The sequence below is a fragment of the Mesorhizobium sp. M0276 genome (genome assembly GCF_040321755.1).
In the GTDB taxonomy this organism is placed as follows: Bacteria; Pseudomonadota; Alphaproteobacteria; order Rhizobiales; family Rhizobiaceae; genus Mesorhizobium.
In genome coordinates, this window is record NZ_JAMYSC010000066.1 from 1 (window position 1) to 26,046 (window position 26,046).

A 26,046-nucleotide genomic window follows, 5' to 3' on the forward strand; every position below is an offset into this window, starting at 1 on the left:
CAACTTCGCTCGTAAGGACGACCTTAAGAGCGCAGCCTCGCTACCGTGCCATGCTCGCGCAAGGCGGCCCTCGCCGGAGGCGTACGTTGGACCGCCACCAGGTCACGGTTTTCGCTGAAGAACAACTCGACCGTGTCGCCGAGGCTGTCGATGGCGCGGTAGAGATACATCCATGGCCGCGGACCTTGATGTACGTCTCGTCCATATGCCACTTGCTGCCGACCACACGCTTGCGCCGGTTGAAGCGCTCCAGCAGCTACGGCGAGAAGTGGGCGACCCAGCGATGCACGGTGGAATGGGCGACCTTCAAGCCGCATTCGGCCATCATCTCTTCCAGATCGCGCAGGCTCAGAGTGTAGGCCAGGTACCAGCGCACGCACAGCAGGATCACCGACTGGTCGAAATGGCGGCCGTTGAACATCACGTGCTCCTCCACAGCTGAGGAGTGTTTCTTGCCATGCTCCGCTTACCAAAAGGTTTGCGACAGAGCCGTTCGAACCGCATGCCGACACCATCGTCAAGGGCGGCCGCGATGTCGATTATGGCCACAAGCTCAACCTGACGACGGGCAGGCAGTCTGTTCTTTCAATTTAGACCAACTATGCGGATGCCGCCTCAGTCAATTCAAGAAGGTAACCAATGCCGCGCACGGTCGTGATCCGTGGCGTTGCACCTGACCTACTCAGGTGTCCACGTAAGCGATAGATTCCGACTTCAAGCGCGTTGGCAGATACCTCGTCGTTGAACGAATAGAGGTGATCTTCCAACTGCGCACGAGGCACGATGCGGCCTGCACGGATAAGCAGATGCTCTAAAATACATAGTTCGCGGCGTGCGATCTTCAGAGGATGACCCGAGACGGAAACCTGTCGGCCGATCGGATCGAAATTGAGATTGCCAAATACAACGATGGGGTCGGTCACCTGTGTCGACCGGCGCAGAATGGCTCTCATTCTGGCGATGAGCTCATCGAAAGAGACGGGCTTGAGCAGAAAGTCGTCCGCGCCACCGTTGAAAATTGCAATTCGCTTCTCGAGATCGTTGATGCTACTCATAATGAGGGTTGGAACTGAATGCCCGTCGCTCCTTAGCTGTCTCAGCCAGCCCAAGCCATCGCCATCTGGCAGAGCCAACTCCAGCAGGAGAATTTCATAGGTTGCGCAACAAAATGCCCTCGACGCCTGTTCCAGGTTGCCAACTACATCAACGGCAAAACCGCTATCCCCGAGCGCAGCTCGCACGGCGCGCGTAAGATCCACATGATGATCAATGAGCAGCGTTCGCATTTCACGTCCTATCAAGGTAGGACAGGTCACCGTCCGCTGTAAGACCGGGGCGACAGCAGAAGTCGCGCAACTCGTCGTAGTGTTCGTAACGCTCTTTCCGATGGGTGATCGCGGGAGCATGCAAGCCGCACGCCTGCAATAGTCGGGGATGGAACACGTGAAGACCTGTTGACGGGCTGAAACCGTCGGTCGGCCAGCCCACAATGCCACCGACTCTGCCTGCGATTTCTCTGCGCATCGATCCCCCTATATGGGTTGCGTCGCAAACTCCAGCTGAGGTCGCAAGGGCAGGTTGCGGCTTTGTTCATTGAGAGGACCCCCTGGAGGCAATACCAGGAGGATTCCCTATATGGCACTTCCCGATTTACCAACCGGTCATTCCGAACCACGTTCGGCGGCTTTGAACACGCTCATTGAGCGCGGCTAGGTAAATCAAGGGTACGACCTGCCGGGTGTCAATGCCGCTTTTGAAGCAGGCATCGGCACCAGCTCGCTGAGCGTCGCCCGCGCAATTCAGCGGACGCGCTCGATACACCCAGTCGAATCGTGCCGCAGCTTGCCGCGCCGACAGGGCGCCCGAAGACTTCAGACTTGTGACCGAAGGTCTACGCCCAGTCCTCCTCCCATTATCCACCTCCGTCAAATCAAAGTGGACGTTCAATCTGAACAAATTACGCCATCGTATCACAAACCACTTACCGATCCCCGACGTGCTCTAGCCTTAGTGCTTGTTAAGAAGGTCGGCTACTGTCTCTCCGCGTCGCCGGGCATCGGCGGCGAGCCACACCTCCCCCACCTCATACACGTCGCCGTGGGTACGGAACGGCACAATGACGTCAATGGCAGCCGACAGCAGGTCAAGAAGCGTGTGGTCTTCCACAGCAGCTCCTTGCGGGCTGCTCTTGACGAGTGAAAAGAGCTTTTTAAAGCCTTGGACCGGATCCGCCCCATGAATCGTTGATATTGATCCCGCGTGGCCGGAGACGACTTCGCTAAGGTAGGCCCAAGCAGCATCATCGCGCATCTCGCCAAGCAATATTCGATCAGGGCGCATGCGCAAGCTGGCTTGCAACAGTTGCTCGGCTGTCACCGCACCTACGCCTGCTCGGTCCTTCGGATAGAGTAACCGGACATGGTTCTCGTGCGGGATTGCAAGTTCGAGCGTGTCCTCGATACTTATCAGCCTCTCTTGCGGGGGTATAGCGTTGATCAAAGTCTTGCTCATTGTCGTTTTGCCGCTTCCAGTAGGTCCGCAAAGCAGCATCGTGAGCCGCCCGCAAACGCACGCTCGCAAAAATTGCTCCAAGTCACCATTGTCGTAGTGCTGAAGAATCGTTTCGTCCTGCCGCTCTTGACGCTCCTTTCGTGACCGCCATTGATTCCAACGCGAGTATTCGTAGCGAGAAGAAACTTCCTTGAGTTCGGTCACACGACTTGAGGGACGCCGTATCGTCAGGCTTATTGTTCCTGAGGGAACAGCGGGCGGCAAACAGATCTGCAGCCGCTCTCCGTTCGGCAGCTCAGTCGCACAGAGGGGGCTTTGCGGTCCGACATCTTGCTTGCGCAGCGCTCCAGCGAGGATTGCGATGTCCTCCAGATCGTCATAAGATAGCGGTAGCGGATGTTTCGTGAAAACGCCGGCCTGTCGGACAAAGGCTTCCCCAGGCCGGTTGATAGCGACCTCTTCGGTCCTTGGCTCCTCAAGCCATTTCAGAACAGGGTTGAGAAGCAAACGCAATTGAGGGTCAGCCTCCGGTCGCATTGTTGTCTCTCCGGCGTTCGCGATGTTGGGGGGCTGGCGCCACGGCGGTCGCTCTAAGATCGTATACATCCGAGAAATCGAGGTCCCGAGCCACAAAGATGGATACAGCATCTCCCTGGTTTTTCTTCAGAGTTGGCGGAACGTTGATCGTTGCTCTAAGGGTCGTGTCAACGGCTTGTCCGGCGTTGCTCTGGAAGCTGTTGATGCCGCTTCCTCCACCTGAGCTGCCAGCGTATTGACCGGCGGCCTGAAACGCGCCTTGAATGACGCTCATGAGCATTGCTCCGCCAAAGCGCTGCCAGAAGTGATTATCCACCGTGCCAGGCATTCCGGAGCGGCCGAGCTCGTCAGCGCCCGGCGATGCTAGCGAAACGAGGGCATGGTCAGGCGTTTCGATGCGCGTCCACAGCACGAAGACACGCGCATCCCCCTGTTGGAGACCACGCTGGATCTCGCCAATCACGGTCGTCCCGCGATCCAAAAGCACCACGTTGTTGGTGGCGCCGCGGACGTCTTTAGGTAAGACGCACTTCACATAACCCGGTAAGTTTGTGTCGACTGCCGTTTGCAAAATGCAGGGAATTATCGTTCCTTGAGTAATCACGAGATCAGGGTGCGGCAAAAGTGTGGCCCGGCTTGGCTCCTGTATATCTGGCTTCAATCGCCCCGTCAGATCGCCAGCGTCTGAAATCTCATGCGAGGTCGCGGGAGCATCCCTATGGTTGTCTTCGCTCCGCTGACCGTCGTTGGGCATTTGACCGCTGCCACTGTAGGCGAAAATTGGTGTTTCCTCCGGCGGCGGATCAGCTGGCGCCGGAGGCGGCGTGGATGGCGCAGGATCTCCTGCCTGCGCCGCCTGTACGGGTGCTGGAGGTTCGGGAGCAATCTCAATCGGCACGGGGCGGAATGGCTCGGCGTCGGCGACAATTGGAGGTTTTGGCTGAGTTGGCTCGTCTTGTGTGCTGGGACGACCGCCGAGCCAGATGAGCGATAGAGATGAGATGAGAACAAGAGCAGCGACGGCCAACTTCTGCAATCCCGAAACATGCCGGCGGGCCGGCTCCGAGACCATCGATCCGGAGGCATGGACATCATGTCCCGACTGTGGGCCGGTTTCATTCATCGGCCGAGCCTTTCAAAACGCGCCACACGTCGGGTGTCACTGTACCGGTCCCTGGCGCTCGTCCCACAGGGTCATAAGCCCTGTTGAAAATGGACAAGACCGTATTGCCATCTCTCAGACGCCATTCCCGGGCGACTGCGGATACTTCAACATAGTCCCCTTTGACCGTGTAATTGGCAGCGGCTTCCTTGCCGTCGGGATTGATAATGTAGAGGGAGGGTATGCGGGAATTGCTTGCGAAGCCAAATACGGTGGTAAAGCCATTATCGAAAACTTGCAGCGGCGCCAGCGATCGATCGCCCTTTGCGACGTAGTGAAAATTGCTTTCGTCCGGACTGGTAGTTGCGGCGGGCCGATTCAACAAATCCTGAACTCTCTCGTCGTGCAGCACTTTCGCCCGGGCCTGACCAAGAATCGAGCGCCTTTCTGCGTCCTTTCTCTGAGCAGCAGCCTCATCAGCAGGATAGGTGAACTGCACACTGTAGTATAGGTCAGGTTGCTGCTCATCGAGTTTTGGCATCGCTCTCGTTGAAATACTGAAGACGTATCTCCGTGTACCGGACTCACTCTCGGCCAGCACGATGACCGGCTGCGGCGGGAGCATCCGGCTAGCCTTAAAAAAGAGATAGTTGGCGCGCGGGAGCGCAGCCAGGTCTTTGCTATTGGAAACGGCCACGGCTGCGACTGTCTCGTTGGCCGCGAATGTGACAACCAGCGTTGCCCCCACTGCGGTAGACAGGCGCACCACTTCGTCGGGACGGTAAGCCAGGTAGCGCATGCGCGCATCATGCTTGCCGGCAAGTGGTGTGTCTTCCGCGGACGCTTCCATCGTTAAGAAGATTGAACAGACCAGCGCGAGAAACGCTCTTTTTGTCATGGCTGCACATAGCCCAGGTTCGATACGCTATCTTCCGAGCCTTGATAAGAAGTGACGAGTAGACCTCCCGGATTGGTGAGCCTCGATTGCCCAGGCAGACCCGTCAAGCGCTCGTAGCGGATGGTAGCTGTCCAGGTGGTCACTATCGGCATCTGCCCATCGACAACAAGCGTACGTTTGTAACGGATCTGTTGAACGTCCGGACTGATGTCGTTTGAGGAAATATGCCCGACCTCGAGCTTGCCGCGCTTGCCGACCGTGACTTGCGGCGAGGTGGGATTCGGATAGTTGAAGAAATCTTGATATTGCTGTCGCACAGCCGGCGCGCTGAAACTGGATACGAGGTCATAGGCGTATTGGGCTGTATCTGCTGTGTACCCCTCGCGCAGGCGTACATATTCCCACAGCGAAGCATTTATGACGGCTCGGTCTTGGGTTGCCGGCAGTCGAGAGACTGACACTTCGCTGTCGACGGTCCCATCCGGCCGGACCCAGAGGAACACAGGTACGAGCTTGGCCAACGGGACCATGGCAGCGATGGTAAATGCCTGGGCAACATTTCCTAGGACCGCCGCTGCGGCAAAGGCTATCAGGGCCTTTGACAGGCGCCGCGCAGACTTCGCTCGTGACGTTTGAAACGCTTCCACCTTCTTATAGTGGGCGGCTAGCGTTTCTCTCTCCACCAGAAGGGCATGTTCAGGAAATTTCACTTTGGCTCTTCCGCGCATTCGACCTGAAGATCCTCAGGGGTGGTTTCCCATTGTCCCACGTTCAGTTGGAATGGGGCACCCGCGCACGTCGCAAGCCCATGGCTTGTCTTGCAGGCGGCCAAAGCGAGGATTGACAGAAGTAGGCAATATTTCATGTTTTTGGCACCGAGCTTGTCGATTGATTAACCACCCGCCGTTTTGGCAAAGTGGCGATTGAGGCTGTTAAGAGGTCGGTTCGCACCTCCCCAAGAGGCGCCGGCGATGCTGCTGGCGATCGTCGGAAGCGCGACGATCAGAGCGTCACCAGCTAGGAAAAGCATGTCGAGCTCGTAAAGCCCGATGATCTTGGCTGCTGTCGTGCCCGAGAATTTGATCATCAAAAGCATGGCTGCCAGCGAGACTGCTTCGGCAGCGATTACTATCGTTGCCACGATGTTGAGGAGGAGAAGCAGCAGCCCGTACGAGAGCAGTTGGCCGATCCATCTGGTGGCTATGTCTCGAGTGTGATCAAAAAGGTAGCCTACAAGGACCAGGGGGCCGATCGTCAAGAGCACCTTCGTCAGAATTCCAACGGCATCGTAGATCTCGAACGCTGTCCACAGCGCGCCATAGAAAATCCATTGCGCTCCCTCGAAAGCAAGTATGTCCTGGCCGTTCATAGGCCCAATTTCGGAAGCAATCAGCTGAAAGACATACTGGCTTGAAGCAAACATGAGATCGAGCTTCTGGGGGATTCCGGTGAAGGGCAAGTCGCTGCCACTGATGTCGTGAGCCAACCTCGGAATCGTGTCGTCGAAGAGGGATTCAATGTACAACTGATAGTTGGCCTGCCCTAAGATAAGGGCGACGACAATCGACACCATGATTACGCGCGAGATACCCCCGCGCGCATCGACTTGACCACGCATGACCAGAAAGCCTTGGATTATTATCCAAAGCGTGACACACGCCACCAGAGGCGCACTGACCGCCTCTTGGATCTTTCCAAGCACTTTGTGCAGCCCCAACGTGAAGGCCCCATGAAAGATCGCGTGTATAGTCGTGAATGGCGCGGGAATTTTGAAATTCATGGCGTGAGCCTGATGTGTCCCTGATCAGCGCAGCTGAGCCTGATGAACTCAGCGTTCACGGGAGGGGGTCAAAAATGCGGGCGGTGTCCCGATGTTCGCGACGCTGCGTGGCGGCCTCCTCAGCGGCGTGAAGGCTCCCTTGTGCAGTGGCCATCGTCAGCAGACTCGTGGCCTGGACATTTTGGATCATCGCATCGTGAATCTGCTTGAGGACCAGACCGTTGGTCACGGTGGCCTGCATAATATTTCCCGAGCGGGAAAGCTGACCAAGCGTGCCGGCGTTATCCTTAAGGCGCTTGTCCATTATGCCCAAAGTGTCGGCTGCAATAGCTGCGGCATTGGCGGCCCCAGCGATTTGTCCCTGTAACAGTTTCGCTTCTGAATCGGTGCCGTTGACTATCCGATTCGGGTCCTGCGCAATGTTACGGGCCATAATCGAAGCTGGCGCCCGAGCATCAAACATCTGCCCCTCCAGCTTATTGCTCGACGGGTAGTGATTTCCTTGGTTCAGTGAGCTTAGCAGTCCCGTGACAGCGAATGACGACGTTAGCATTGTCACCATTTCGATCGTGGTAGCGAGCGTCTCGATTGACCTCTCAAGGATCGCCGCATTGGAAATCGCTGTTAAGGTCGTTTGTATTTCTGTTCCAGGGTCGGTGACGATCCATTGCGACCGGGCCTGTCCGTGAAGCAGAAGGGAAGCAGCAAGGGTCGTTACTGCAAGTTTGGCAAGTTTCATGAATATTCCTCCGTCAGTCTTGAACTTCATGGTACCGGGCCATGAACTTGTCGAGCCACCCACTTGGGGCGTCTCCGTGCTGGTTACGAAGCTGGTCGGCAAAGCGCACTGTGTTGGCCCGCCCCGAGAGTACGGCTACGTACTCGCGCATCTGCCCAAGATCGAATTCGCAAACAATACTCCCGCTATCGCGCTTGAGCAAAAACTTGCGGCTGCCGATTGCCATTCCCTGGCGGATTGCCTCGAACTCCTGCGCAGTGCACTTCAAGCCATCGACATACGCAGAGCGGTCCGCCGTAGGTGATGGGTAGAAAATTTTCGTCATACATTGCGCAACGAGACTAGCTCCGAGAGGCGATTCCAGAACGTGTTCAGGCTGCTGCGTTGCGAGTATCAACATGCCGTTGTTTTTGCGGACCGTGAGCAAGAACTTGTCGATAGTGGCCGAGAATTGGGGGTTGAGTAGATAGAATCGAAATTCGTCGCAGCTCATGACGAACCGACGACCATCGACGATAGCGCCCACTCGATGCAGAAGGTATGCGGCGGCCGGTGCACAGACCTCCTCATATTCCAGGAGCTGCGTCATGTCGAAGCCCGTAATGGAGGCATCCAGCCTTACTTCGTCCACGTCGCCGTCAAAGGCCCATCCAAGCGCCCCCCCTCTACACCACCGCTGCAGCCGTGCTCCTGCGCCCTCGGAGGGGCTGTGCAATAGGAACTCGCGCAGGCCCGCAAGTGAGCGCATAGGGGGTTCGAACGAAAGCTGACGAACAATGCCGCGTTCCAGCCGACGGCTTTCCTCCGGCGAGATCGGACCACGGCCGTCACTCTCGATCAGGGCCATCAACCACTCGCGCAGAAAGTCCCGAGAGGCGGAGGTGTTGTCCAGTCCACGCAGAGGGGCCAAGCCGCTCGGAGCGCCTCTGCGCAACGCAAGATATGTCCCTCCCGTGGCTCGCACCAGCAGTTCACCACCCCGATCCTTGTCGAAGAAGACGATCGCACCATTGCGATCGACCAAGCTTTGCTCAAGCATCGCGAGGACAAAGGTCATCAGCGTCGTCTTGCCTTTGCCAACGGGCCCGAATATTGCCGTCATGCCGACGTCATTCTCATGGGGGATGTAGTCGAAAGAAGTTCCACCGTTTGTGCGAAAGCGCGCAACAGCATTGCCCCAGTGGCCGGAACTGGAACCGCTTGGGAAGTTCTCAAATGAGACGAGCCCGGCAAAATTGTGTGAGGTGATCGCCCCCGGGCGCGTGCGCCACCTGTTGTTCCCCGGAAGTTGGGACCAATATGCGGCCTCCATGCCGATGCCCTCTTGGACGATAACGGCGCCCGCGTCGGCCAGCCGTGCGCGGGCACTTGCTGCGCGATCTGCAAGGCTATTGAGGCTGTCGGCATAGACGCACAGGCTCAGATGATGCGAACCCATCACGAATTCGTTGCTTGCCAGTGCGTCCTCTGCCTCGGCAAGTTCATTGATCTGGGTGAGAGCCTTGTCGCCGGCACTCGTCATCTGGCTGGACTTAAGGCTTAGTTTGGCATGAGCTTGTGGGCGAGTGAGGAAGGAAAAGCTCTGGCTCAGGACAAGCGGGAAGTTGGCGGACAGCAAGGAATTTAGCATGCCCGGCCGCGTCGTCGCCGGATATTCACGGAACGAAAACAATGATCCGACGGAGCTATCCCCGGGCCTTCGAATCTCAAGCGCCCGCTTCCCGCAGATGACCTGGTCAGTGTAGATCGAGGCGCCAAGTGAGCCGGTAACCATCGGAACCGGAAGAAACCGGCAAGTCATCATGAGCCGAAGCGCCTCGCCGATTTCCGTGAAGAGCACGTTGCCTTTCTCACGAATGCCCAACCGGCGCAGACCGTAACCGCCGAGTGCGCCAGCAATGATGTGCCAGAGGTCTTCCAGGCTCCGCATTTGGGTGGCTAGATCGTGCTCATTCCGTCTGCGGGACTTGGCAATCCGCAAGCCGATCTTGCCGATTGCGGTGCGGGGGGACACGATCAAAGTGAGGAAGTGATCGTTGCGAAAGAGCTTTCCCGACAGCACACGACGCTCGTAGGCCTCGCTCAGACTGCCAGCGAATGCACTTTGAAACTGGCGCGGCGCCGGCGCCGGCACATCGTTGTGTCTCACAAGATGAGCGTATATCGAGACATTGTCATCGGCGATGTTGCGCAAGAGAGTGTTGAACGCGCGGCAGCGCGAGTTGCGCATCTCAGCGTCTTCCAAATCAAAGGGCACACCGTTCACATGTGCCATGGCCATGATCGATCCGTCTTCCAGAAGGACAACCTGATCGCTTACGTGACCAACATACGGAAGGTAGATCTCGCCAGACCTCTCGGTCCGGCCGCTGGCGCCGAACATTACACCATTCCTCTTCCGCGTTTCGGCACTCTGATCGGATTGGCGCTGACGCTTGCCCCTCCCCAGACCGGCCCGTCCACGCTTCTGCCGGCCGTCTGCAAATAGAGCAGCACGACGCTTGCCGCGTTATAGTCACGCTCAACAACCAGCCGTGCTCCGAACCAGAGTGGCGCGAGAACGATTTCGTAGAGCGGGTTCTGAAGGATAATGATAACAAGCCCAGCCAACATCATGAGCAATCCGGCCAGCGTCAGCGGCACCCCCAGAAACAGTGCGGGGCGCGTCGCCGCCACATAGAGGATGCTCACTTCCAACCGGTCGCTCATCAGCCACCGCCTATGAGCGCCTTGCCCAGGAAGCTGGCCCCGAACATGATGACGATCCCTCCAACGACACCCGCAACCAGGCCAAGTGAAGCACGACCGAACATCCAAGAGATACCGATGGCTACGAGCCCGAGCACGGCCAGTGATTGTCCAAAGGGGCCAAGTATGAACGTGCAGATATTCTGGACCATCTTGGCAGGATCCGTCCCTCCGGTCACCTGAGCCGCTGCTGGCCCGCTGTAGAAGACCGTCCACGCCGCGCCTGCAGCAGCAGCCGGTACATATTCAGCCGCCATGCGCAGCATGGAAAAAGGCGAAGGAACACGCGTTTTAAGCCCACGAAGTATCTTGAGTGGCGTCATCATTGCATCTCCATGTTTCAATCGAATACGAGTTTGTTCGGGTTCGCGGGTTCCCGTGCTTTCGCAGCCTGGCTGCCTGTCGGACCGGAGGGATCGGCACCGGAGCGGTCTGGCTGATACGAGCCCCAAATGTCCCAAGAATCTTGGTTGGGCTGCTTCTTTCTATTGGCCTGTTGGCGCTGCTGGAGCAGAGGCGGCACGGCTTTCCGACCGGGTGCCTCAAGGCGCGGCACATCTCGAGCAGTCGGCTCCAGCGTTCGCTCAAGGAGACTTGAGATGTCCTTTGCGGCCGCCTCGACCTTGCGTACATAACCGTTGGCGAAGCCACGCGTGACGTCGCCCGTGTTATAGGCCGAGATGGCACGGCGAAGCGCCAGTTGCTGTGCCACAGCAGTGGTGCCGCCGGCATACCGGCTTTCAAGCAAGTGGGCGGCAGCCGAAAGCGAGGCGCAGGGCTCGAAAGCCCTTTCCGGCGTAAGATTGAGCATGGCAAAGTTCTTGCTGTTTATCTGCATCAATCCAACATCGACAGAATGTTGTGCTTCGAGGCGTTCCTTGATGCCCCGCGTGGCTTCCAGGTGGTCTATCCAGCGAAGCTGCTCACCTGTGGTGTTGTCATGAGCCACCAGCGTGTCAAAGCCACTTTCAATCTTGGCAATCGCGGCCAGGGTGGACGGCGCAACCCAGGGAGCGCATTTGCGCGACAGGCTGCGGAACTCACGCGGAGAAAGTGGCGCGGGCTCGGCTGGGAGTGACATGGATGTCAACAGGACGATGGCCAGCGGCCAAGCTGCAATAAACATTCCCTATCACCTACCTTTCCAAGCCGCCGGACGGGTTCTGGCCCTGTCCGGCACGCGCTTATCGGGGAGGTTTGTTACTGTGTGATGTTCAAGTTCAGCTTTTCGGTTTCAACTGAAGCAAAGACCGTGTTCGTGTCAGCGTGGGTGAGCATCTTGCGCATGCGTGGGTGGCGCGGGCCCGATCAGCCAGCGACATCCGGAGCATCTTGGTACAATGACTCCTGTGCAGGATTGCTCGTCCCGGCCGTCCGTGCTCCTAGACTGTGGGCCGCGACTTCGGCGCCATGGATGGTACTTCTGTCAGCGCCAAGCCAAGGACAAAATGGGGAGCTTGGCGGGTTTGTTCAGGCTCGGGATCACCGTGGGGAATCGACGAAGGCGATAAAGCAGCCCAACTTTGCCGGTATGCTGCCGGTGCTTAAAGAGCAGCCATGCGCGGCCCTGCACACTCAGATCATTGCTTGGGTCGCGAGCTCGTCCGCGAAGCTGGCTCGAAGGCGCAAATCCGCGGGGGCGAGGGTCAACTGGGAAGACGTGGCGGCGCAGCCCATCCTGGTGCGAGCCTGGTTCAGCTGTTCGGCCGCCGCCGCCGCCAAAGGGAGGATCATGCACAGTCCCATCGGCAGAAAACCGCACGTCATTGACGGAGTCCGACGGCGCAATGGACAAGCATAGTGACACGCTCAAGATGGAGGAGTTGCAGTAACTGAGAAATGTTAGCCCGGACGTTCACCGCAACCGGCGACCTGCCGGTCGCCCGAACAGCATTTGAGGCCGCCGGCCACCTTGGACGAAGCCGGCTTGGCAGGAGACATACTATTTGGCACAAGGCCGCTGCAGCGAATCACGGTCTTCTTCCGCCGACCGGCTCTCCGATCAAGCCAAACGCCGCGCTGCTCAACCATGTCCGAGCTGGATCCACGAGCCGGAGGATATCGAGATGATCCAGGTCCGCAAACTCCAGGATGACCAGGATGCAAGGGCATAGCAGGAAACTTGGCATCCATGAGGTCGAACTCGAGTGATATTCGCAGGCCTGCACCAACGGGGGAGCTCGAAGCGAAAAAGCGAATGACCACACGGCAGGGTCATGTCGGCGCTTGGACCTGTCTGCGCCACGGGCTGCCTTGGTGCGGTCAATTCGCTAGGGATGAAAAGACCAGGACGAGCACGGCCTCACATTGGCCGCACGCAACGGCGAGTGGTATCAAGGGCAGCTGTTCTGGGTCGGTGCCCCAGGGTTGCTCGGCAACAGGTTTAGACAAGGGGATTCAAGATTGAAGGTGTGCCGTTGAAACATGTTCTTGTCATTGACGATGATGCCGCAATGCGGCGCCTCATCGCCGAGTATCTCACGATGCATGCCCTGAAGGTAACCGCAGTCCACGATAGCAAGCAGTTTGACTATGTTCTTTCACGTGAGCCAGTCGATCTCGTGGTTGTTGACCTTAACCTAGGCCGGGAGGATGGACTTGCGATCGTCCGCAATTTGGCGACAAAATCAGATGTTCCTATCATAGTGATCAGCGGCGACCGGCTTGATGAGGCGGAAAAAGTGGTTGCACTGGAGCTCGGCGCAACCGATTTCATTCCCAAGCCTTTCGGGATGCGCGAATTCTTGGCCCGCATTCGAGTAGCGCTACGCCAGCGCATTTCTAGTCCGCGAACCAGAGAGCAGCGCTCATTTCGCTTTGGGGCCTGGAAGCTCAGCGTGAAGCAGCGGCGACTGATCTGTGCGGAGCGTGGCGAGGTCAAGCTTACCGCATGTGAGTTCAATCTCTTGATCGCATTTCTGGAGAACCCCCGCAACGTGCTATCCAGAGAACGGCTTTTGCTCGCGAGCCGTGTGCGTGGAGAAGAGGTGTACGATCGAAGTATCGATGTCCTAATCATGCGCTTACGCCGAAAGCTGGAGGCTGATGCGGCCAACCCTCGCCTGGTCAAAACATCCCGTGGCGCAGGGTACTTCTTCAACGCTGACGTAGATGTTAGCTACGGAGGCACGTTGGCCGCGTGACAGTGAGCTATGCTGGAGATTGGGGTGACGAGGCTGGTCAAGCCTTCCAACAGTAAACCAGCCTGATCAATTACGGCGAGAGCTACCGGTCCGAAGATCGCATCAGCCCCTCTCTGCATAGGCACGCGGCCGCCTGAATTGCCGATTTCGCTCAGCTGCTGCTGAATGGCGACGGCTTGCTGCGTATTCAGGGCCCTATGCGTCTCCGCTGGCCACAACAGCGCTGCGGAATGTTCATTGTTGGGACGACTCACTCGGGTGGCAGGTGGTTGCCCTGGTCAAGCGCATCCGGCGAGGGGCGGATCTGCTGTTCGCTGGCAGCCAAGACTGGGGGCGGCGGCCCGAACGCCGGCGTCCCAGAGCTTGCGAAAGCCTCCGACACGCTTCTGTTGAGGTCATCCCGTCCAGCGAGCACCCCGGGTTGCTGAAAAAAGACGAGGCGGCTTGATGATCCTGCCCTCGCTGAAGCACCTCGCGAAACCCCCTGTTCCAGTCGCAGAAGCTCCTCTGGATTGGTTGGCGGCTCGTCAGCTCGACCATCGAACAGCGGCCGGAGCGCCTCGGACACGTGCTGCTCAAAGCCCACTTGCCGGGCTTGGCCCGCTTGCCCCTCTTCCAAGCCGGCGTCCTGCACCTGCGACAAAGCTGTTACACGGGATGGATTTTTTCGCGGGGTCCACACCAGCCTCACATCAAACTGTATCGTCAAAGTCCTGCGCCAATTCACACAGCGGGTCATCGAGTTGAGATTCGGCGGAGAGCGCCTCCTCTGCTCCCGTCAAGGGCGCCGGCTCCGGGAGGGCGCCTGTCTGGCGTTCAAAGATGCGTTTCAGAATGCGATCCGAGAAATAACGCACCTTCCTCAATTTTAATGGTGGCAGACCTTTGATGAGAACAATCTCGTAGTCGTCATCGAGCAGCCGAACCTGTTCGGGACGCAATAGCGGTGCACCTTGATGTGAATTCTGAATGGTCCAGTCGAACGTTCGCGCCTGGCTGTGGGAAATCGATTTGGCTTCAAACGTGTATTCACCGATGGCCTTGGAAATGTAGTTCGGAGTCTCGTCATCAGCCGTGGCCATGAACACTTGCAGTCCGGTATTGCTGAGAAAATTCTGCTTGCCAGCCTCTCCATAAGCCCCCGTCAGTGCCGAAAGGCTTTGGATGATGAGCATGAAACGCCCCTTGTAGCCCGCGATAGTCGTGATTGCGGTCTCGATCGCCTCCAGCTTACCCAAGTGCTTGAACTCGTCGAGCAGGAAGAGAACCTCGTGCTTTTCATCCCGGCGGGCCAGCGACCGCTGCAGAATTGAAACGATTTGCTGAAAAAACAAGCGTATCAAAGGCGCGATCACCTCAAGGTCGTTCGGACCAACGCAAAGATAGATGCACGTTCTGCGACGGCGAAGATCATAGACCGAAAAGTCCGAGCGACTTGTGGCCGCCTTTACAGCGGGATCCGCCCACAGGTTGAGCCCGCCATCGCCGAGCACGGAAGTGTAGGAGGTTAGGATTTTCGTATCGTTCCCCGCCATGTCGTCGAAGATGCGTTGTGCCTCTTTGTTCTGAGTCTCCATGGCGAGTCGCGCGAAGAGCTTAAACTTCTCCCCCGGCTGGGCGAAGAGGTCATAGACGGCGCCGATTGTTGGCGTGCCCCGCTCGATGCAGGCAAGGATTCCCGCGACAAAGATATCTCGCGCGCCGCTGACGAAACCTTCCGCGCCCTCCCCCTTGGCCGTAATCAGGTTTGCGGCCAAGCGGCGGGCTTCGGTGAATTGCTGCTGTGGAGGCAGCGCTATAAGATCCAACAGCGGATTGTAGCAGTTTGTGCGCCGCTCCGAATCCAGCGGCGCGAATTTAAACACGTCGTCACCTGCGGCTTTGCGCGCCCTCGAGGTGAGCTCAAAGAGCTCCCCCTTGACGTCCAGAGCTATCACCGAGCCTTTGAATGTAAGTAGCGTTGGAATGACTATGCCGACGCCCTTGCCAGCGCGGGTCGGTGCAACGATGAGGCTGTGAGGCTGCTCGCCATTGGTCAGGTAGTAGCCAGGCCAGAAAGGGCCACTTGTCTTCCCAAACACCGGCCCTGTCACGCCACGGTATCGTCGCAGATATCCCGTGCGTCGCATTTCATCCACTCGAGCCCAACGAGCCGTCCCGTGGTGTTCGAGCTTGCGGCGCAATACGATCTGCTGAATCAGCAAGACGACCGCGGACGTCGAGAGCACGATAGCCGCGCCCCGATAGAAAACGGGGGTTGCGAAACCCAAATAGAAGGGCGTCTCAAACCAAAAGGCACGGACATCAAACGCCATCAGAGCCTCGCCGCTGCCGCCGTGGCGGAAGGTTGCGTAAAGACTTGCCGCACAGAAGCCCACGGCGAGTGAGCACGCGATGCTAATGGCTATGTTGGGGGGCGTCGTTTTTGTTGAAAGCATTGTTCCATTGCCGGATTAGCCGTAGCTAATGCTGCGCGAGCTTCAGAGACCGAACCGGCGTCGCGCGATGTCGCCGCTCGACAGATCGATGCCGCAGTGGGTGGTGCGATGCTTGCAGCGCATCACCCGGCAGACGTGGTTTGTGAAAGTTACACTAAGCAGGTACGTCAACGGCCAGCGAATTGGAAACGGCAAGGCCGTAAACGGATTTCGGGAGAGAAAGCGTCACTGTACCATGGCCGAGACCTCAACGGCCGGAGCGATCTCTGCTTCTGGTGGCCTCCATTAGGTCCTCTCGGGCGTGATTGAAGGCGTGGTTTATGGACCGCCCGATTTGAGCACCCCGCTGCAGCTGTTCATAGGAGGTTTGCGGGCCTACTGTATCACGGACTGCAGCCTCAATACCTGCTATGTGGCCGTCCAGATTCGCACTCCGTTCCTCTGCTGCATGCTGCGGCGGCGGCATGTGCGGCAAGATGTCTTGCATGCCGGGAAAAACAGAGTGAGCTTGGGCCTGTTGATTTGCGTCTAACTGGGGATACATGTTGAGAATAGCATTGGATGCCATGTTTCTGACATTGCCATCCGGATCAGAAGAAGCCAATCCAATGGCCTGATCAAGAATGCGAGATTTATTTTCGTCACTAAACTTACTGAAGTGTGGCGCAACGTAATAAGCTCCGAGAGCTTGCGACGGCGGATCCATGTTGCCAATGCGATTAACAATAGCATCTTGCAGCCCTGGCGTTAGGTAATCGCCTAGATTACTGGCCGCTCCGACTTTCTGCAATGCTATGTCATCCGTGCTGTACCCCAATTCGGCTGTTAATGTCGCGGCCAGATTGATGGCTGATCGTCCAAGCCGATTGGTCCGCCTTTCAAATCTCGCGAGGTCAGTTTCTGGCCCGGGTTGAGCGCCCCGAACGGCTGTTCGCTCGTGCGTCCCGAGGCCTTTGAAGCCCCCAAGATTTCGCGCTGTATCGCGCGGGTTAGCGGTTACCAGCCGTTCTGCAACATCGCTCAATGGCCCCTCTGGAACGTCACGGAGGCTACTGCTCCCCACGCCTTGAGATGATCTTGCAGCTGCGCGTGCCCGTTTGTTATCGCGATCCATTGCTCGCCTCCAAAGTAGTTATTCTACCCAATGAGGTTACCACCGAAGCTTGACCTGCTAAACCGATATGATGTTACAGTTGTAGTATGGCAAAGGGTTCCCAGCTCTGTGGGTCTGCCAAGTGCCCGTCCAAGCCGAAGAAAATACGATGAAGCTGGCATCAAATGCGATGTGAACTGCCCCGGGCTTTCCGGAGGCCGTTTCGTTTGAGTCACGCGGCTATGGCTGGTTCATCCAACATGGCGTAGTAGCGTTCCTCGGCTTCGGCCGGCGGGATGTTGCCGATGGGCTCCAGCAGCCGGCGATTGTTGAACCAGTCGACCCATTCGAGCGTGGCGAACTCGACGGCCTCGAATGAGCGCCAGGGTCCGCGTCGATGGATCACCTCGGCCTTGTAAAGACCGTTGATCGTTTCCGCGAGAGCATTATCGAAAGAGTCGCCGGCACTGCCCACTGCGGGTTCGACGCCGGCCTCCGCCAAGCGCTCGGTGTATTGAATGCTGACGTGTTGGGCGGATTCAACCGGTCGTCGCAACACCAAGGGATTGGAGGTTGCAATGACGGTTCACCAACGCGCTTCAGATCGGTGCACTCGAAAGAAGCTAGATTCGCCCGGGCGTCCGCCTGCCTGGCAGCGTGAGAATCGCTTCCGGTTCTGGCAAGCTATTGCCTTGGGACATTCGAGCGAGGAGGCCGCACTGGTTGCCGGTACATCAACGCCTCTTGGTCCGCGCTGGTTTCGGAGTGCAGGAGGGATGCCGCCAACGCATTTGGCGCCGTGGGCGAAGCCGCCTTCGGGGCGATATCTTTCTTTCGGGAGCGCGAGGATATTGCGCTTGAGCTTGCCAAGGGAATCGGCATCCGGGCCATTGCTCGTAAGCTAGGTCGGCCGCCGAGCACAATCTCGCGGGAGGTCGCAATGCCGCGACGCGCAGCGGCAATCTGGATTACCGGCCAGTGCCGCCCAATGGCACGCCGATCGTGAGTCCCGGCGGCCTCCTGGCAAGCTGGCGGTCAATCCGGCTCTGCGTGAATATGTTGAGGAGCGCTTGGCCGGCAAAGTCACCAACCCCAATGGCGCCTCATTCGAGGGCCCCAAGGTGGGTATGGAAAAAACGACAGAGCCGGAGGTGGTCGGCAGCCTGGAGCCCCGAGCAGATCGCTAAATCGGCTTCAGATCGATTACCCAGAGGATCAAACCATGCGGATCAGCCACGAGACGATCTATCAGTCCTTGTACATTCAAGGACGCGGAGCATTGCGCCGAGGACTGACCGCATGTCTGCGTTCAGGCCGAGCGTTGCGCGTACCGCGCGAACGCGCGTACCGCGCGAACGGGCCCGAGTTCGCAACAATGCCTGTTCCAGGGCATCGAGAACGAAGGCTGCATGCGCCGTCCGGCTCACCCGCCAGCCGACGATCCGACGGGCATAGGTGTCGATGACAAAGGCGACATAGACGAAACCCGTCCAGGTCGCGACGCAGGTGAAGTGGGAGACCCGCAGCATGTTCGGCGCGGAGCATGGAACTGGCGGTTGACGTGGTCGAGAGGGCAAGGTGCGGCCTTGTCGCTCACCGTAGTGCGGATCGGCGGACGATGCCTTCGAGGCCCATGGCCTTCATCAAGCGGGCAACCGTGCAGCGGGCGACGTCGAAGCCCTCGCGACGCAACCGCCGCCAGACCTTGCGAACGCCGTAGACGCGGAAGTTCGCCTCAAACCGTCGGACCTCATCCTGCGAGGCTGTATCCCATCTTGCCCGGGCCGACAGCCGGCAGGGGTCGACGCGCTTGGCGACATGGTCGTGGTAGGTCGACGGGGCGATCGGCAGCACCTTGCAGATCGGCTCAACCCCATGCGCCTTGCGGTGATCGTCGATGAACGCGATCGTGGCCTGAACCGGCGGTCGAGCTTCGCCTGGCAAAATACGCGGAAGCCTTGCTCTCGTTGGCCTGCGAAGCTCGCGGCTCTCGCGTTCCAGAGCCTTCAGTTTCGTCGCAGCATCCGTGGGAACTCCGGCGCGCACGCCGCCGTCACGCTCGGCTTTCTTGCAGCCGATCTTGGCGGCGATCGACGAGACCGCCGCCCACCGCGAGGCATGCTCGCCTTCGTGATCCAGAACCAGCCGCACCGCACGCGCTCGGACCTCGGGAGAGAACTTGTTGGTCGTCTTGCTTGTCATGGCTCCACCTTCTCAGGAGTTGATGGAGTGGATGCCCCTCCCGCCGAGCCAGCGGCGTGGCAGAATTGCCATCGCAGAATGGACAACAGGAGGAACGACATGAACAACGTCACCATCATTGGCATCGATCTGGCGAAGCGCGTCTTCCACGCTCATGGCGCTCACGCCGACGGCGGCGTCGCATTCCGGAAGAGAATGGCTCGCTCTCAGGTCCTCCCGTTTTTGGCCCGACAGCCAACCTGTGTGGTCGCCATGGAGGCCTGCGCGAGCGCACACGAATGAGGCCGGGCAATTCGGGAGCTGGGCCACGAGGTGAGGCTCATCCCGCCCAGCTACGTCAAGCCTTATGTAAAGCGCCAGAAGAACGACACCGCCGATGCCGAGGCCATAGCTGAAGCGGGATCTCGACCAACGATGCGGTTTGTGGCGGTGAAGACGGAAGAGCAGCAAGCGAGGTCGATGGTGTTCCGGACGCGCGACCTCTTGGTGCGCCAGCGCACGCAACTGATCAACGCCTTGCGCGGTCATCTTGCCGAACACGCCGTCATCGCACCGCAAGGTCCGGCTCACCTGAAAACCTTGGCTGCCGCGATTGATGCCGCCGAATCTAGGATGCCCCAACTGGTTGTCGACGTTGGTCGCGTCTACTTGGAGCAGGTCGATCGGTTGAGCTGCGAAGTTGCCGAGCCGGAGAAAATCCTCCGCCGCGAAGCCCAGTGCGGGGAGGATACACGCCGCCTTCAGACCATGCCGGGAGTCGGCCCGATCACGGCCATGGCGGTGGAAGCGTTTGCGCCCCCAATGTCGACCTTCAAGCGCGGCCGTGACTTTGCCGCTTGGCTCGGACTTGTGCCTATCCAGCACTCGACCGGTGGCAAGCAGCGGCTCGGCCGAACGTCTAAAATGGGCCAGCGGGACATCCGACGGTTGCCGATCATCGGCGCAATGTCCGTCATCCAGTGGGCCTCCCGCCGCGGTGCGCGGCCAGGATCATGGCTCGCCCGAATGCTGGATCGCAAACCGCTGATGCTGGTTGCCATGGCGTTGGCCAACAAGATGGCTCGCTCGGTATGGGCGATGTTGACAAAGAAAGAGGATTACCGGGATCTTGGCAGCGCGGCAGCATGAGCATGCACTCGGCGACTGCGAGGCCATGATGGGCGGCATGTGAGGAGGTCGTGAACGTCAAGGGCAAATGATCGGTCTGATCGGGATCAGGAAATGCACCGAGGCTCCAAGAGCGAAAAGCTCGTCGAGTTGATTTGCGCCTGATCCGCGTATCTCCATGACGGCCAGCGGCACCTCCGACGCCGCATCACAGGCCTGACACATGACCGCACCCGATCACATGCTCGAAGACGCGAAAGGCACTTGCATGAAACGGGGCATCCACACATGGAGCCTCCGATCAACCCGGGGCGGTACACAACAAGGGTCACGGATCAATCTGGGCGGGAACCCTAGAGAATCAGCCCTCAGAGCCTTTGGTAATAGACCGACCCCTCGCACCTGTTTGGGCTGGGTGTACAAGTCAGGTTTTCATCAGGTTCGACGAGTATGTCTGGCAGTAGAGCGCGACCACTTCCGTGCCCGCCCGCTCGTCTGGCAGACACACACAGGAGAAAGATATGCCGTCAGCTACAGCAGCGCCATCGTTTCCTGCCGCAGATCATCGCCCATCCGGTCTGGCCCTGCTTCAGGTTCCCCTTGAGCCTGTGTCTCGTCGAGGAAATGGCCCGGGAGCGGGATCGTGGTTTCGTATGAGACAATCCGCCGGTGCGGCAACAAATGCGGTCCGCATACGGAGCCATTACGTCGCGGCACTTGATATTGCAGTGCAGCAAAGGTAGAGGGCCGCCCCTTATCGGAGTGTCATCCATGGTCCTTACCAATACTGGTAGCGAGGCAGAACCCGTCGAACAGTCGAGCCATCTGGCAATCGAACAGCAAAGCCCCAAGGTGCTGATGCTAGGCGCGCTCGGCGTTGTCTATGGCGATATTGGCACCAGCCCGATCTACGCGTTCCGTGAGGCGCTGGTGGCGTCGTCGGGCGGCAATGTCGCCGAGCGCGGCGATATCCTCGGCGTGCTGTCGCTGATCATCTGGTCGCTGACTATCATCGTCACCATCAAGTACATCATGTTCGTGCTGCGCGCCGATAACGGCGGCGAGGGCGGCGTGCTGTCGCTGATGGCGTTAGCGCGCGGCAGTTTCCCCAAGCGGTCGGCGGTGATCCTGGGCATCGGCATCGTCGGCGCCTCGCTGTTTTTCGGCGACGCGGTCATCACGCCCGCGATTTCGGTGCTTTCGGCCGTCGAAGGCATGAACGTCGTCACGCCTGCTTTCCAGCCTTATGTGGTGCCGCTGACCCTGGTCATCCTCGCCATGGTGTTCGCGGTGCAGCGCTTTGGCACGGGTGGGGTGGGATTAGTCTTCGGTCCGGTGACCGCTGCATGGTTCCTGGCGATCGGCCTTTCCGGTCTCAACCACATCATCGCCGACCCGGAAATCCTGTGGGCGATCAGCCCGCATTACATTGTCGCCTTCCTGATCAAATCGCCCGACGTCGCTTTCGTCACCATCGGCGCCATCTTCCTTGCCGTCACCGGCGCGGAAGCACTTTATGCCGATCTCGGCCATTTCGGACGCAGGCCCATCGTGGTCGCCTGGCTGTGGATCGTGTTTCCCTGCCTGCTGCTCAACTATGCCGGGCAGGGCGCTTTCGTGCTGGCGAAGAACGGTCACGTCGGCCACCCATTCTTCGAGATGAACGAAGGCTGGACGCTGATCCCGATGGTGGTGCTGGCAACCGCCGCGACGGTTATCGCCAGCCAGGCGGTGATCTCCGGCGCCTTCTCGTTGACCCGGCAGGCGGTGCAGCTCAATATGCTGCCGCGTCTCGAAATCCTGCACACCTCGGAACGGCAGTCGGGCCAGATTTACATGCCGCGCGTCAATCTGTTGCTGGCGCTGGCGGTGATGCTGCTGGTGGTCGGTTTTGGCGAATCGAGCAAGCTCGCCTCCGCCTATGGCATCTCGGTGACCGGCAACATGCTGGTGACGACGGTGCTGCTCTTCGTCGTCATGACGCGCATCTGGAAATGGCGGCTGTGGGTGGCGGTGGCGATGGCGTCGGTGTTCGCATTCATCGACATCGGCTTCTTTGCCTCCAACATCGTCAAGGTATTCGAGGGCGGCTGGGCCTCGCTGGCGGTGGCCTTCACCATCGTTCTGGCAATGTGGACCTGGGTGCGCGGCAGCCGCTATCTCTTCGACAAGACCCGCCGCAACGAAATCCCGCTCGATTTCCTCGCCGGCAATCTGTTGAAGAAGAAGCCGCAGTTGGTGTCCGGCACCGCCGTGTTCCTGACCAGCGATCCGCAAAGCGCGCCGACAGCGCTGATGCACAGCCTGAAGCACTACAAGGTGCTGCACGAGCAGAACGTCATTCTGTCGGTGGTCACCGCACCGCAGCCGCTGGTGCCCGACAGCGAGCGGGTCAAGATGGAGACAGTCAACGAGTTGTTCATGCGGGTGACGCTGACCTTCGGCTATATGGAGCAGCCCAACATTCCGCGCGCGCTGGCGATCTGCCGCAAGCAGGGCTGGAAGTTCGACATCATGACGACGTCGTTCTTCCTGTCGCGGCGCTCGCTCAAAGCATCGCCCAATTCCGGCATGCCGGTGTGGCAGGACAAGCTGTTCATCGGGCTCGCCCGCTCGGCCGCCGATGCGACAGAGTATTTCCAGATCCCGACCGGACGCGTCGTCGAGATCGGAACGCAAGTGACGATTTAGGGCATGCCGCGGTTGAGAAGAATCGGTGCTGTCACATTGATTGAGCGGTAAGGAAATTCAGGTAGCAGCGCGCCCGGCACTGTAAGTTTCAGCGGCTTGATGCAGCGATAGCTGGCCGGGACGGCTGTCACGCTGTGGCGACACAATGCATGGCGGCGTTACGCAGGTCTCGATGTTGAGCCGATGACAGCGCATTGCAGGGAAAGTGGAGCAGGTCGGCAATCGGATCATGGATGCAAACGAACCGCTGAAGCTGGCGTGCCGACTTGAAGCGTTTCATGATCCTTTCGCGTCGTCGGGTCGGCTGGTGCGAATTTTCCGCTCGATAATTCAGGCCTGTGTGCGACCGGTGTTCGACGCCGGGCATGAGGTCGCGCATGGCGGCATCATAGGATCGGAGCTTGTCGGTGATCATGATCCGTGGTGTCCGCCCTTGAGCCTTCAACTTGCGCATCAGACGCTTTGCCGCCTTGGCATTTCGGCGGCTTTGTACCAGCACTTCGAGGACGAAGCCGTCCTGATCGACGGCACGCCAGAGCCACTGCTTCTTGCCACTGATAGCCACGACACATTCGTCGAGATGCCATTTGTCGCCCAGGCAGCCGGCTGACCGTCGCTTGATCTCTCGGGCGAAATTCCGTCCGAATTTCTCCGCGTAGCTTCGAGTGCGGCCCGCCTGCCGCACCGTCGCCGCGGCCGCGCCGAGTGCGAGGCGCTGCCGCCAGGCGCCGGCCCATTTTTCGTCCCGGCGCACGACCGCATCGAGCGTGGCGATCGCGGCGCCGCATGCGATCGCAGCATCTTCCGTCGCTAACGATCGTAAGATATGCGCGGCCGATGAAGGTTCCACCACCGTCGACGACCTCAACGAAGTTGATGTCGGTGGGTGTCTGATCGATCTGGCAGACATCCAGCGGGTGCGTGGCATGGATGTAACCCGGCCGCGCCTTGAGCCGTTGAAGATGCTTCGGGTTCGCTGATCTTTTCCTCGCGATCTCCTCGGGGCTGAACAGCGAGGGTATGCGACGCGCGACGGTGAGATAGGATGGAGTGGCCAGGCCGGCCTCCTCGCAGCGAGCCCGGACCTCGGCCACGACGGGAGCGAGCGGCGGAGCCTCCAGCACGAGCCACTGCGTCTTCACGATGATCTCCTCGATACCCTGGTCAAGTCGCTTTTTCCGAGTCCCGTCCCCGTCGCGCAGCAGCGACGTCACGGTCCGGTCGATGCGGTAGCGCGCCAGCAGATTGTAGATCTGGCGGGTCGACAGGCGCAGCTCCGCGGCGGCCCGCTCGATTGGCGCCTGACGGGGCCCCGCACCATGGAGGATCTTATCCAGCTCGCGGGCTACACGACGTGCCGCGGACCATGCTTCATCGGAGAGAGATGGGGAAGGAGTTGCTTTTCGGTTGTGTAATCGGTTCGGCAAATGAGCGACCAATGAAATCGTTAGCGGAAAATCGGGGCTGTCGTAGCGCCAAAACCTAAACAACACCTGACTTTTCCCTGTTTGAAATCGGGAAGTAAAAGCGACACCGGTAAACCAGCGAGCCATCTCCAAATATGTGAATTGTGGATTGCTCCTCGACGGGAGCTGAGGGGCGGCTCCGCAAGCCTTACGACGCTCTTTGCGAGCCGTAGCTGCCGAGCTGGCAAAAGGCCGGGCTACGTCGCGCCAGCGCAATCGGCGCGCAGAAAATTAGGCCTACCCGCTCCGGGACCGCGGACCTCGTCAGCTTCTCGTAAGTATGCCCGAGTAGGTTGCTCAGCTGATCTGTGGACGTGAGGCTAGCGTGAACCGGCACAAATTTGACCTATCCAATGTAACAGGTTGGCGGCAGGTGCAGCCCCCGGCATCTCAAGAGCAAGCGGCACAGGCCGGGCAAGAGGGCTTTGAGCAGCGCTCGGGCGAGGCGCGCCAAGCCGCTGCCCAAATTCCCGCCCCCGGCGTTCCGGCTCTGCCAGACCCGTTCCATCCTCATCCGTCTCAGGGAGACCTGAGCCTCATCGAAGCCGCGGCCCGATGGGAAGCGCAGCCCATGATGCAAGGGAGCGGACAAGAACACGCCGCGGCGCCGTACGCCGGAGGCAGTGGGTCGATGCTAGGTGCCTCGGTGCTGCAGCCGGGTCACTCAACGGCGCGCCATCATCATGCGCCGGATTCGTCAGTGGTTGATCTGAATCCCCCCGCACCGTTCGAGTTGCGTGACCCTGCTCGTTCTGTGCCGGCGGCGGTGCAGCCAGATCCTCCAATAGTGGTCTCCGGTCACGACAAGGGTCCTCTTTATTCCAACGATGCGACCCTTGTCGAAGGGCTGAGGTCAGCTTACGCGGGTAAGGTCAACGAGAGCACGGTCACGCGCCGTGTAAATTCTCTTCTCGGCTTTAGTCGTTGGCTCCTTGAAAATAACAAGCCGGGATTTGCTGCTCGGCTTGACGCGCTGGATCAGGATCTCAGGGAGTACGTGAGCAAGAGTGGCTCCTCGGACGTGGCTGTGGCACTGGGTCGTCTCAAGACGTGGGCGGGCGGAGCGCCAGTGAGGGACCGCGCTGTCCTGAATCCCGACCCTGCCGACGCCGTGCTCATCCAAGAGTACGCAGCGGCTCTCATCAAAGAGTACAAAGAAGCGCCTGCGACCGGGCCGAATCCCCGTACCATTGAGGCCTATGGATCTGCTCTTAGACGTTTCAGTCAATACCTGGTTGAAAACAAAAAGCCGGGGATTGCGGCTCGGCTTCACGAGGGGTCGCTGGATGAAGATGCCAAACGCTATACGATCTCCAGTGGTGACCGGAGGATGGCTGCACTAGCTCATCTCCGGAAGTCCGCACCCGGGCGCGAAAAAATTGCCCTTGCTGCTCGTCCGGAAGACGCAGTCGGCATGGAGACTCGTGCCATTGGGGACGCCGCTGCGCAGCACAGCGGGCCGCAGAAGGCATTGGGTCGGCCAGAGTATCTCCCTGGGAAAGCTAAGCAGCTGAGCGAGATCGGCAATTCAGGCGCTCGCGTGCTGATGCAGGCCCCCACCCATCAAGTGGGTGCATTGCCATGGGAAGCG

Annotated in this window: 16 protein-coding genes, 10 pseudogenes and 1 other annotated feature; of the genes and pseudogenes, 6 read left to right on the forward strand and 20 right to left on the reverse strand. The window is 59.1% G+C overall.

Annotation, left to right across the window (positions count from 1 at the left end; all coding sequences use genetic code 11):
• Window positions 1-32 precede the first annotated feature (32 nt).
• The 13 genes and pseudogenes from NKJ01_RS31275 to NKJ01_RS31335 all read right to left on the reverse strand — a co-directional run.
• Window positions 33-421: pseudogene (locus NKJ01_RS31275) on the reverse strand (IS6 family transposase); the annotation flags it as partial.
• 178 nt (window positions 422-599) lie between these two features.
• The gene (locus NKJ01_RS31280; protein WP_023814396.1) at window positions 600-1,286 is read right to left on the reverse strand and encodes a response regulator; all 687 of its coding nucleotides are present in this window, start codon (window positions 1,284-1,286) and stop codon (window positions 600-602) included.
• A 721-nt stretch (window positions 1,287-2,007) separates the two neighbouring features.
• Entirely contained in the window at window positions 2,008-3,048 is a 1,041-nt protein-coding gene (gene virB11, locus NKJ01_RS31285) for a P-type DNA transfer ATPase VirB11 (protein ID WP_023762844.1), read from the reverse strand.
• Window positions 3,032-4,171, reverse strand: coding sequence for a type IV secretion system protein VirB10 (virB10, locus tag NKJ01_RS31290; RefSeq protein WP_352734093.1), 1,140 nt, complete (start codon window positions 4,169-4,171; stop codon window positions 3,032-3,034). Before virB10 ends, virB11 begins: the two co-directional genes overlap by 17 nt.
• Window positions 4,164-5,048, reverse strand: coding sequence for a TrbG/VirB9 family P-type conjugative transfer protein (locus tag NKJ01_RS31295; RefSeq protein ID WP_352734094.1), 885 nt, complete (start codon window positions 5,046-5,048; stop codon window positions 4,164-4,166). Before NKJ01_RS31295 ends, virB10 begins: the two co-directional genes overlap by 8 nt.
• On the reverse strand, window positions 5,045-5,758 hold the full coding sequence (locus NKJ01_RS31300) for a type IV secretion system protein VirB8 (protein ID WP_023785251.1): 714 nt from the start codon (window positions 5,756-5,758) through the stop codon (window positions 5,045-5,047). The genes NKJ01_RS31295 and NKJ01_RS31300 overlap by 4 nt, the downstream gene beginning before the upstream one ends.
• Window positions 5,755-5,913, reverse strand: coding sequence for a type IV secretion system lipoprotein VirB7 (locus tag NKJ01_RS31305; protein WP_081731114.1), 159 nt, complete (start codon window positions 5,911-5,913; stop codon window positions 5,755-5,757). Before NKJ01_RS31305 ends, NKJ01_RS31300 begins: the two co-directional genes overlap by 4 nt.
• A 27-nt stretch (window positions 5,914-5,940) precedes the next feature.
• Window positions 5,941-6,828 carry a type IV secretion system protein gene (locus tag NKJ01_RS31310; RefSeq protein ID WP_352550929.1) on the reverse strand — a complete coding sequence of 296 codons (888 nt, stop codon included), beginning with the start codon at window positions 6,826-6,828 and terminating at the stop codon, window positions 5,941-5,943.
• Between the two features lie 55 nt (window positions 6,829-6,883).
• On the reverse strand, window positions 6,884-7,567 hold the full coding sequence (locus NKJ01_RS31315) for a TrbJ/VirB5 family protein (RefSeq protein WP_352596251.1): 684 nt from the start codon (window positions 7,565-7,567) through the stop codon (window positions 6,884-6,886).
• Window positions 7,568-7,580: 13 nt separating this feature from the next.
• Window positions 7,581-9,950 (reverse strand): type IV secretion/conjugal transfer ATPase VirB4, encoded by a 2,370-nt coding sequence (virB4, locus tag NKJ01_RS31320; RefSeq protein ID WP_352734096.1) that lies wholly within the window; start codon window positions 9,948-9,950, stop codon window positions 7,581-7,583.
• A complete protein-coding gene (locus NKJ01_RS31325; protein ID WP_352734098.1) occupies window positions 9,950-10,276 on the reverse strand; it encodes a type IV secretion system protein VirB3 in 327 nt (108 codons plus the stop codon). Before NKJ01_RS31325 ends, virB4 begins: the two co-directional genes overlap by 1 nt.
• The gene (gene virB2 / locus NKJ01_RS31330; protein ID WP_023673707.1) at window positions 10,276-10,581 is read right to left on the reverse strand and encodes a pilin major subunit VirB2; all 306 of its coding nucleotides are present in this window, start codon (window positions 10,579-10,581) and stop codon (window positions 10,276-10,278) included. The genes NKJ01_RS31325 and virB2 overlap by 1 nt, the downstream gene beginning before the upstream one ends.
• Window positions 10,582-10,655: 74 nt before the next feature.
• Window positions 10,656-11,441: a type IV secretion system lytic transglycosylase VirB1 gene (locus tag NKJ01_RS31335; RefSeq protein WP_352734100.1), complete on the reverse strand. Its 786-nt coding sequence runs from the start codon at window positions 11,439-11,441 to the stop codon at window positions 10,656-10,658.
• A 1,291-nt stretch (window positions 11,442-12,732) separates the two neighbouring features.
• On the opposite strand from NKJ01_RS31335, the gene virG reads away from it, so the two are divergent.
• Entirely contained in the window at window positions 12,733-13,458 is a 726-nt protein-coding gene (virG, locus tag NKJ01_RS31340) for a two-component system response regulator VirG (RefSeq protein WP_023685159.1), read from the forward strand.
• Window positions 13,459-14,150: 692 nt separating this feature from the next.
• Here the strand turns inward: virG and virD4 are convergent.
• The 3 genes and pseudogenes from virD4 to NKJ01_RS31355 all read right to left on the reverse strand — a co-directional run.
• Entirely contained in the window at window positions 14,151-15,896 is a 1,746-nt protein-coding gene (virD4, locus tag NKJ01_RS31345; RefSeq protein WP_023709052.1) for a type IV secretion system ATPase VirD4, read from the reverse strand.
• Window positions 15,897-16,143: 247 nt separating this feature from the next.
• Entirely contained in the window at window positions 16,144-16,686 is a 543-nt protein-coding gene (locus NKJ01_RS31350; RefSeq protein WP_352596260.1) for a hypothetical protein, read from the reverse strand.
• 535 nt (window positions 16,687-17,221) lie between these two features.
• A pseudogene (locus tag NKJ01_RS31355) lies at window positions 17,222-17,524 on the reverse strand (integrase core domain-containing protein); the annotation flags it as partial.
• A 43-nt stretch (window positions 17,525-17,567) separates the two neighbouring features.
• Between NKJ01_RS31355 and NKJ01_RS31360 the strand changes: the two are divergent.
• A pseudogene (locus NKJ01_RS31360) lies at window positions 17,568-18,388 on the forward strand (transposase); the annotation flags it as partial.
• On the opposite strand, the pseudogene NKJ01_RS31365 reads toward NKJ01_RS31360, so the two are convergent.
• A pseudogene (locus NKJ01_RS31365) lies at window positions 18,363-19,191 on the reverse strand (IS3 family transposase); the annotation flags it as partial. The pseudogenes NKJ01_RS31360 and NKJ01_RS31365 sit on opposite strands and share 26 nt — an antisense overlap.
• Window positions 18,826-18,941, reverse strand: a sequence feature (AL1L pseudoknot). Its footprint overlaps the pseudogene before it by 116 nt.
• A 99-nt stretch (window positions 19,192-19,290) precedes the next feature.
• On the opposite strand from NKJ01_RS31365, the pseudogene NKJ01_RS31370 reads away from it, so the two are divergent.
• From NKJ01_RS31370 to NKJ01_RS31380, 3 genes and pseudogenes are all read left to right on the forward strand, one after another.
• Window positions 19,291-20,319, forward strand: a pseudogene (locus NKJ01_RS31370) (IS110 family RNA-guided transposase).
• Between the two features lie 474 nt (window positions 20,320-20,793).
• Window positions 20,794-20,986 (forward strand): annotated as a pseudogene (locus tag NKJ01_RS31375) (hypothetical protein); the annotation flags it as partial.
• A gap of 83 nt (window positions 20,987-21,069) precedes the next feature.
• Entirely contained in the window at window positions 21,070-22,989 is a 1,920-nt protein-coding gene (locus NKJ01_RS31380) for a potassium transporter Kup (RefSeq protein ID WP_352734102.1), read from the forward strand.
• 127 nt (window positions 22,990-23,116) lie between these two features.
• Here the strand turns inward: NKJ01_RS31380 and NKJ01_RS31385 are convergent.
• The 3 pseudogenes from NKJ01_RS31385 to NKJ01_RS31395 form a co-directional block, all read right to left on the reverse strand.
• Window positions 23,117-23,647 (reverse strand): annotated as a pseudogene (locus NKJ01_RS31385) (IS6 family transposase); the annotation flags it as partial.
• A gap of 57 nt (window positions 23,648-23,704) precedes the next feature.
• Window positions 23,705-23,842 (reverse strand): annotated as a pseudogene (locus NKJ01_RS31390) (DUF1403 family protein); the annotation flags it as partial.
• A pseudogene (locus NKJ01_RS31395) lies at window positions 23,796-24,416 on the reverse strand (Mu transposase C-terminal domain-containing protein); the annotation flags it as partial. The pseudogenes NKJ01_RS31395 and NKJ01_RS31390, both read right to left, overlap by 47 nt.
• 670 nt (window positions 24,417-25,086) lie before the next feature.
• Between NKJ01_RS31395 and NKJ01_RS31400 the strand changes: the two are divergent.
• Window positions 25,087-26,046: pseudogene (locus NKJ01_RS31400) on the forward strand (hypothetical protein); the annotation flags it as partial.

Bases quoted from the DNA above. Each gene is read 5' to 3' on its own strand.
- NKJ01_RS31280 (WP_023814396.1), bottom strand. From the start codon at position 1,286: ATGCGAACGCTGCTCATTGATCATCATGTGGATCTTACGCGCGCCGTG.
- virB11 (WP_023762844.1), bottom strand. From the start codon at position 3,048: ATGCGACCGGAGGCTGACCCTCAATTGCGTTTGCTTCTCAACCCTGTT.
- virB10 (WP_352734093.1), bottom strand. From the start codon at position 4,171: ATGAATGAAACCGGCCCACAGTCGGGACATGATGTCCATGCCTCCGGA.
- NKJ01_RS31295 (WP_352734094.1), bottom strand. From the start codon at position 5,048: ATGACAAAAAGAGCGTTTCTCGCGCTGGTCTGTTCAATCTTCTTAACG.
- NKJ01_RS31305 (WP_081731114.1), bottom strand. From the start codon at position 5,913: ATGAAATATTGCCTACTTCTGTCAATCCTCGCTTTGGCCGCCTGCAAG.
- NKJ01_RS31310 (WP_352550929.1), bottom strand. From the start codon at position 6,828: ATGAATTTCAAAATTCCCGCGCCATTCACGACTATACACGCGATCTTT.
- NKJ01_RS31315 (WP_352596251.1), bottom strand. From the start codon at position 7,567: ATGAAACTTGCCAAACTTGCAGTAACGACCCTTGCTGCTTCCCTTCTG.
- virB4 (WP_352734096.1), bottom strand. From the start codon at position 9,950: ATGTTCGGCGCCAGCGGCCGGACCGAGAGGTCTGGCGAGATCTACCTT.
- NKJ01_RS31325 (WP_352734098.1), bottom strand. From the start codon at position 10,276: ATGAGCGACCGGTTGGAAGTGAGCATCCTCTATGTGGCGGCGACGCGC.
- virB2 (WP_023673707.1), bottom strand. From the start codon at position 10,581: ATGCTGCGCATGGCGGCTGAATATGTACCGGCTGCTGCTGCAGGCGCG.
- NKJ01_RS31335 (WP_352734100.1), bottom strand. From the start codon at position 11,441: ATGTTTATTGCAGCTTGGCCGCTGGCCATCGTCCTGTTGACATCCATG.
- virD4 (WP_023709052.1), bottom strand. From the start codon at position 15,896: ATGCTTTCAACAAAAACGACGCCCCCCAACATAGCCATTAGCATCGCG.
- NKJ01_RS31380 (WP_352734102.1), top strand. From the start codon at position 21,070: ATGGTCCTTACCAATACTGGTAGCGAGGCAGAACCCGTCGAACAGTCG.